Raw genomic sequence first — 7,261 nt, 5'->3', positions numbered from 1 at the left:
CGCGAGGGCGGAGCCATTAGCTTTTTTCGACACTCTATGTTTCGGGTTGGCTGCTATGGGGGGTAAACGGAACGTCCGCTATAGGCATTGAGTAATCAGAAGCAGACACATCATCGATGATTGTTCTGATCTTGAACGCCTAAAGGAAGGCTTCATCGATCTTTCTGCTCCCTCCCGATCAGTTCCAGCCCCTCTTCATATGTCGTGATAGAAAACTCGGGGAAATGACGTTTGAATTTCGTTGAGTCAAAGAGGTTGTCCTGCTCGTAGCGGGGCAGAAGCTCCCTTATCTCCCGCACCTGTTTTGAGAAAATGCCTGCAAGCATCAATGGCCATTTTCCGATGACCGAATAGGAAGGCGTTCGGCCGAAAACCCTGCTCGCCATGGTGATGAATGTCTTATAGGTCGGCCGATCATCACAGCACGGCAGATGCCAGGTCTGTCCAAAAGCGTCCGGCGTATTGCCCAGGGTTGCCAGGCCGCGGCTTGCATCCGGCGTCCAGATGAGGGTCCGGCGTGTATCGTCACGGACAGGAATCAGAGGTTTTTTGCCAGCTTTCAGCCTGTCAATGATCAGGGCGTTGGTGAAGCTCTGCGTTTTCCCTGGGCCGTAGAATTCCGGCGCACGAGCGATGAGAACGGGAATGTCTCCCCGGGCCATTTCTTCCAGCACCATCGAGGCCATTGCGGCGCGCACCCGTCCTTTTCGGCCAACCGGGGCGAAGCGTGTTTCCTCCGTCTGGATCTGGCTGTTCTGCGGATACATGTACGTATTGTCGAAATAGGCAAAACTGGCGCCCGCCGTTCGGCATGCCTGTAAGGCGTTCTTCAGCATGACCGGAAACCGCTCTTCCCAAAGCCTGCTATCTGGAGGCAGGCCAGCGGTGAAGTAGACGGTCTGGCTGCCTTTAACCGCTTCTATCGTCTGCCGGGCGTCCATAAGGTCCGCCGTCATAAGGGTGTCGTCTTCATTGACCTTGCGGGGATTGCGGCTCACCAGCCGCAGTTCATCCGTATGATGATAACGTAGGCTCCGCGCCAGTTCGGTGGCTATCTGACCGTTCGCGCCCAGAATTGTTTGCATGTGCCTTCGCCTTTGCGTTGTCTGTCGACTGTTGGACATGCAGCCTAACGTTGAAGTCAGATTTAATGTCAAACAGCATCTTGACCTTAAAGCAGGCTCAAACGTTACAGCAGGAAGGGGGGAGTACCCTGCCACACGAAAGGGGCCAGTCATGAACCGCCGTATCCTTCACGTTGTCACCAACATCGCTCATTTCGACAGTCCCGTGCATCCTACCGGGTTGTGGTTATCGGAACTGACACATGCCTGGGATGTGTTCGCCGCTGAGGGGTATGAACAACACATTGTCAGTCCCCGGGGCGGGAAGGTTCCACTTGAGCCCAAAGCTTTGAAATGGCCCATGTGCGATCAGTCGGCCAAGGACTGGCTAAACGATCCGGCGAAAATGGCCTTGCTGGACGCTACGCGGAGTCCTGATGATGTACGACCCGAGGATTATGACGCGATCTACTTTACCGGGGGGCACGGTGTGATGTGGGATTTTCCGGACAGTGAAGGTCTTCAGACCATCACCAGGGCAATCTGGGAAAAGGGCGGCATCGTATCCACTGTCTGCCACGGTTACTGTGGACTTTTGAACACCCGACTTGCGGATAGCTCTTTTCTGGTCTGCGGACGAAAGATTACCGGGTTTTCATGGACCGAGGAGAGACTGGCGGGTGTCGCGCGCGAGGTCCCCTATAATGCGGAAGCGCAGGTGAAGGCACGGGGCGCGATATATGAAAAGGCAATCCTGCCGTTTATGTCTCATGTCGTGACGGATGGACGACTGGTGACGGGACAGAACCCTTTTTCTGCCAGAGCGACAGCAGCGAAAGTCGTAGCTCTTCTGGGACGATCTTAAGGGAGGGCAGCCTTTTTACGAGGGCCGGAATTTACCGACTGGCGGCGGTCTGTCTTGTCCAGAAGGCGTATATCGTCTGAAGTGACGGTCAGGTCTCCGGGAGGCTCTGTAATGATATTTGTCAGGACACGATGGGCATTGGCTGCACAGTCCATGTCAGCAGGCCGTGCCTGAATATCTTCGATCAGGTGAAGCAGATGAACCTTGCTCTGGGCCAGGCGAGCCTGAAGGGCTTCAATATCCGCCACCTTACGAGTCAGAGCGTCCATCAGTGCGGTATGATCCCAATGTGTCAGATCAGAGGGCAGTAAGACGCGGATTTCGTCCAGCGTAAATCCCGCTCGCTGCGCCGTTGTAATGAGGCCCAGGATCATCACGGCCTGCGGTGGATAGGTCCGGTAGCCATTGGGACGACGATCGACCGTTTTCAACAGGCCGATGCGCTCATAAAACCGGATTTTAGACGTTGCAAGACCGGTTTTCCGGGCTAGATCTCCAATCTTCATCTTCAGTCTTCTATTGTAAATTCACCTTGACGTTGAACTTATGTTCAACGTTAGCGTCTGAGCAATATCAGTTCTGAATGCGCAGGAGAAGTACCATGCCCTTCGTCACGACATCTGATGGCGTAGAGATTTTCTACAAGGACTGGGGGCCAAAGGATGCCCAGCCAATTGTTTTCCATCATGGATGGCCGCTGAGTGCCGATGACTGGGATGCGCAGATGCTGTTCTTTCTGAGCAAGGGGTTTCGCGTCATTGCGCATGACCGCCGCGGTCATGGACGCTCGACACAGGTGAGCGACGGTCATGACATGGACCATTACGCGGCCGATACTTCGGCTGTCGTCGAGCATCTTGATCTGAAAAACGCCATCCATGTTGGGCATTCAACAGGCGGCGGACAGGTGGCCCGCTATGTCGCAAAATATGGGCAGCCTCAGGGACGTGTCGCCAAAGCTGTACTTATCAGTGCAGTTCCGCCTCTGATGGTGCAGACAGAGCGCAGCCCTGAAGGCGCCCCGATCGCAGTGCTTGATGGACTGCGAGCTGGACTGGCAGCCAATCGGGCGCAGTTCTTTCTCGATGTCCCCACAGGTCCGTTCTACGGTTTCAACCGCTCTGGCGCCGAGATTTCCGAAGGGACGATCCGTAACTGGTGGCGTCAGGGCATGATGGGGAGTGCGAAGGCCCATTATGAAGGGATCAGGGCGTTCTCCGAAACGGATCAGACCGAGGATCTGACGGTCATCACCGTGCCGACGCTTGTACTGCAGGGCGATGATGATCAGGTCGTACCATACAAGAATGCGGCAATTCTTCAGGACAAGCTGCTTCGGAACAGCACGTTGAAGATCTATCCCGGCTACCCGCATGGCATGCACACGACACATGCAGACGTCATCAATGCCGATATCCTGGCGTTTATTACCGGCTGAAGATCGCGGCATGAGGATGTGATGTCATAGGGTTAGGTGAGAGAGATTTCATCTCTTCACCTACCTTGTCGTGAAGTCAGCCCTGCAATGTGGCCGAGCTGAAATATGGAGTGAACGTCGGCTTTACGAAAATATCTCTGACGGATGGAATGTCTTGAATGTAGGCGTCTGCTGCCTGTCCGCTTCACGTTCCATGAGCGGACAGGCAGATCAGGGGGGGAAGTGGAATGTCTGTTCTCGGGAAAGGGACGACCAAAAGCAGTCATTCGTAGTTCTCACGTTCATGACTGTTGCCGACCCAGATCTCACCATTCAGCAAGACGCACTTGAATGCACGACCACGCCAACAAGTGCTATTAGTATGCGTCTGACCATCCGGACAGCAAGCGCCACATTGCTGCTGTTTAGGCATCCCAATCTGCAAATTGAAACCCGCCGTCCATTCACATTGCCCGGGGTATTCTCGGATTGCCTGTGTCTGGGATAAATTTCTCTTTCCCTCCTGTCGTGTCAAAAGGCAGGACAGACTAATTGACTACTACTATCGCAATGCTAGAGTATTTCAAAATTTCAGGAGGTAATTTCCTCCACGTTCCATAGGTGGGGTATGAACGAGAGGTCGCGCGTCGATAAGACAAGCGCAGAAGACAAGTCAATCGGGTTCGACTACCAATATTACTATTTCCTGAATGAACTCCTGAACCTGAAGAGCGGTCAAACTGCAGGCTATGAAGTTCTGGATGATGTTCACATCGAGTGCGCGGACGGCAAAACACTTCTCGTCCAATTGAAGCACACCGTCCAGACAAATATGCAAGGCGCCCCTAGAAACCTCACCACGCATGATCCTGATCTCTGGAAGTCAATTTCCAATTGGTGCAAAGTAATTATAGATCCGGCAGACGGGCGCTCATCTGTTAATAAACAATTGATATTTCTGAAGAAAACCTCCTTTTTGCTCGCATCTAACAAGTCCAACAACGACCGGAACTCATTCTTGTCTTCGTTTGATGCGTTCTGTAATGCCACGAAATCGCACGTGGATTTCATATCTGATATGCGCGCCCTCAAGACTGAAACCAAAGACAAAACCATCAAAGGATATATCGACGATCTCCTGAACCTTGCCCCTGGTGTATCGGAGGCATTCCTTCGGAATTTATCGTTCGGGCTGGGCCTTGATGAGATCATCGCCCAGTGCAAAGCCTCGATTTTGGAAAAGCAAATTGACTCGACTAGGGTCGATGACGTGTTTCAGGCCGTGGACTCCAAGCTTCGAGAGAACTCCTTTGCGAGGGTGAAAGCGGGAGAGAAAATTAGCTTCAGCTTTGAACAATTCTACCTCGAATACCGGCGAGACTTTGATAAAATGAGAAGTGCGGGGTTCGTGATTAGAAATCTTACATCAGCCCTTCCTGCAAACCTCTCAGACCAGACGTTCATCAAGCAACTCGTGGATATCGACGACATTGCAGCCGATGACGTCGAAATTCTGACGAAATTCACCACCCTGCGATTGAATTTCCGCGATAATGTCGAGCAATGGATCCAGGACGGCGACATAACGCAGTCCGATGTCGATGACCTTGAGCAAGAGGCCGACGCTTACTGGGAAAACACTTTCACCGCGAGTTACCCCCGCCGCCAACCACCACCAGACGAGGCGGCGGGGGGGGCAGCGGCACGAGATATCGTTCAAGAACTACGCAAAGTTAAACTTCCCCTAGCTTCGCAAGAATTATCCATAAGGATGAGCAACGGCGGCTTCTACGAATTGTCCGATCGGCCCGTGATGGGCTGGTTGCACAACTGGAAAGATCGTTACAATTGAAACTGAGCAGCTTCTATAATAATCTGGGGATTGATGCTGTCGCGATCTCAGCCGTCTTGGAGAAAGCTGAATTTCTGACGTTCCCGCGATTGATGGTGATCCTGCCGATTGTCGCGCATCGCGATATGGTAAGACAACTCGCAAATGCCCGATTTCGGGTCGTCAGTTTTGAGCAGTACTTCATCGAGAAAACGCAATATTTTTATAACTTTGCCGACCGCTATCGCGCCTGTCTTGCCCCCACCGTCAATGCGCTTCAACTATTGAACGAGATTGGCTGCCTTGAATTTCGCGCAGACGGCGCTGCGATTGTCTCGCCGCTGCCGATCACTGCAGCTATGGGCAACCGGGCCGATCGGATTCATCGCGCCTCGTCCAACATCGCCGCCCTCATCTCGGGCAGTGTCGACGTTTTCTACCTCAATGCGAGGATCGAACTGTGAAATTCCATATCGAAAGCCTTCATCTCTGGCTGGCCAGTGGTGAAACCCGGACCCTGTCGTTTCTTCCCAACAAGGTGAATGTGATTACGGGCGCCAGCCACACGGGTAAAACCGCAATCCTTGATATCTTCGATTACTGCTTCTTTGCCAGTCGGCATCGCATTTCGGAAAGCATCATCAACGAAAACACTCTGTGGTACGGCCTGAAAATCCACGTGAACGACAAGGTCTATACACTGGCAAGAAGGGCGCCAAGCGGCCCAACTGTCTCAAGCGATTACTATTTCTCGTCAATCGGTGAAATCCCCGACAAAGCCCCGAAGGCAAACATCCAGGAACCGGCCCTGAAGGTGCTGCTCGGCGCCGATTTCGGTATCGATCAGGATGTCAGGATCCCCTTCGGTGGGCAATATCTGCAGACAGGTTCGCGTATATCGCTTCGCTATTTCCTGCTGTTCAACACGATTTCACAGGACATCATCACCCACAGCGAGCAATTTTTCGACAAGCAGGATCAGCCCCGCACCCGGGAAGCGTTGCCGCGCATATTCGACATCGCAGTTGGGATCGACACTGTAGAAAATATCCTCAAACGCGAAAAGCGCGCGCAGCTTGAGAAGCGCTTAGCGCGCTTGCAGAAGCAATCGGTAAAAACAGACGAAAATCGCGAGGCGTTCTACGGCGAGCTTGCTGAGACGACCTCCCGGGCAATGTCCTACGGACTCATCGCCGACAATTCGGATGCCGAGCAAGCGGTGACGACTTTGCAACGGATGGTGGTTGAAAGGGAGACTGGTCCGGAATTGTTTGTCTCGAGGAAATACGAGGAGGTCTCCGCCGAGCTCTATCGGGTTTCCCGAAAGATCAAGGGACTTCGCAAATTTCTAGGCGAATATACCAAGCATAAGGATGTTCTGTCCGAAACCGCCGATAGCCTAAAGCCGATCTCCTTTCTCCGGAACAATCACGCGGATACCGTGCGCACTTCCGTTTTTTTCGAAATCCTCGAGAGACTTGAAGAAGGCTTGCAGGAAATCAAGATAGAGATATCCAAGAAAAACCCTCTGGACAGCAACGTCGGAGAGTTAATCAAAAAGCTGGAAGGTCAACGCGAGCACCTACAGGGTGAACTGCAAGCACTGCCTTCGAGTGACACGGTCTTTGAGAACGAAAAAGAAAGATATATTTTCATTGGTGAGACCAAGGCTAGGGCCTGTTAGGGCTTGATCCAGTCTGCTGCGGCAGCGATGTGGATGACCGCGAGGAACGACGTTGCTGTTTTTTCGTATCTGGTTGCGACAGCGCGCCACTCCTTGAGGCGAGCCCAGAGATTCTCGACAAGATGTCGACACCGATAGGCCCATTTTGGGCAGGCGACCGGCCCATCGCGTCGTTTCGCAGGAATGGCGGGCCGGGCTCCCATGTCCCATATCCGTTCACGAAAGGCATTCGACGCATAGCCCTTGTCCGCCACTACCCACAGGGGAATGGCGGGAAGGTTGTCGAGCATGGCTGGTGCCAGGGGCAGTTCATGAGCCTGTCCGGGGGCCAGCGCAAAACCGAAGGCTTTTCCATGTCCATCAGCGATCACGCAGACTTTCGTGCCATAGCCGCCGCGAG

The 7,261-nt window shown here is 53.2% G+C and carries 8 protein-coding genes; 5 read left to right on the top strand and 3 right to left on the bottom strand.

Annotated features, from left to right (window positions below):
- Positions 1-152: 152 nt before the first annotated feature.
- Positions 153-1,085, bottom strand: coding sequence for an SDR family oxidoreductase (locus ABF979_RS15720; RefSeq protein WP_415560653.1), 933 nt, complete (start codon positions 1,083-1,085; stop codon positions 153-155).
- Between the two features lie 151 nt (positions 1,086-1,236).
- Between ABF979_RS15720 and ABF979_RS15715 the strand changes: the two genes are divergently transcribed.
- A complete protein-coding gene (locus ABF979_RS15715) occupies positions 1,237-1,929 on the top strand; it encodes a type 1 glutamine amidotransferase domain-containing protein (protein WP_062014974.1) in 693 nt (230 codons plus the stop codon).
- Here ABF979_RS15715 and ABF979_RS15710 read toward each other — a convergent pair.
- Positions 1,926-2,435, bottom strand: coding sequence for a MerR family transcriptional regulator (locus ABF979_RS15710; RefSeq protein ID WP_415560652.1), 510 nt, complete (start codon positions 2,433-2,435; stop codon positions 1,926-1,928). The genes ABF979_RS15715 and ABF979_RS15710 overlap by 4 nt on opposite strands.
- A 95-nt stretch (positions 2,436-2,530) precedes the next feature.
- On the opposite strand from ABF979_RS15710, the gene ABF979_RS15705 reads away from it, so the two are divergent.
- From ABF979_RS15705 to ABF979_RS15690, 4 genes are all read left to right on the top strand, one after another.
- Positions 2,531-3,367, top strand: a complete 837-nt coding sequence (locus ABF979_RS15705) for an alpha/beta fold hydrolase (RefSeq protein WP_062014970.1) — start codon at positions 2,531-2,533, stop codon at positions 3,365-3,367.
- 607 nt (positions 3,368-3,974) lie between these two features.
- Positions 3,975-5,198, top strand: a complete 1,224-nt coding sequence (locus ABF979_RS15700) for a hypothetical protein (protein WP_415560651.1) — start codon at positions 3,975-3,977, stop codon at positions 5,196-5,198.
- Entirely contained in the window at positions 5,195-5,641 is a 447-nt protein-coding gene (locus ABF979_RS15695; RefSeq protein WP_415560650.1) for a three component ABC system middle component, read from the top strand. Before ABF979_RS15700 ends, ABF979_RS15695 begins: the two co-directional genes overlap by 4 nt.
- Positions 5,638-6,861, top strand: a complete 1,224-nt coding sequence (locus ABF979_RS15690) for a hypothetical protein (protein WP_415560649.1) — start codon at positions 5,638-5,640, stop codon at positions 6,859-6,861. Before ABF979_RS15695 ends, ABF979_RS15690 begins: the two co-directional genes overlap by 4 nt.
- Here ABF979_RS15690 and ABF979_RS15685 read toward each other — a convergent pair.
- A partial coding sequence (locus ABF979_RS15685; RefSeq protein ID WP_415560648.1) for an IS5 family transposase occupies positions 6,858-7,261 on the bottom strand: 404 nt, incomplete at its 5' end. The genes ABF979_RS15690 and ABF979_RS15685 overlap by 4 nt on opposite strands.

Origin of the sequence: Gluconobacter sp., assembly GCF_047723935.1 — a bacterium.
GTDB lineage: Bacteria > Pseudomonadota > Alphaproteobacteria > Acetobacterales > Acetobacteraceae > Gluconobacter.
This window is presented reverse-complemented; position numbering and strand designations above follow the sequence as displayed.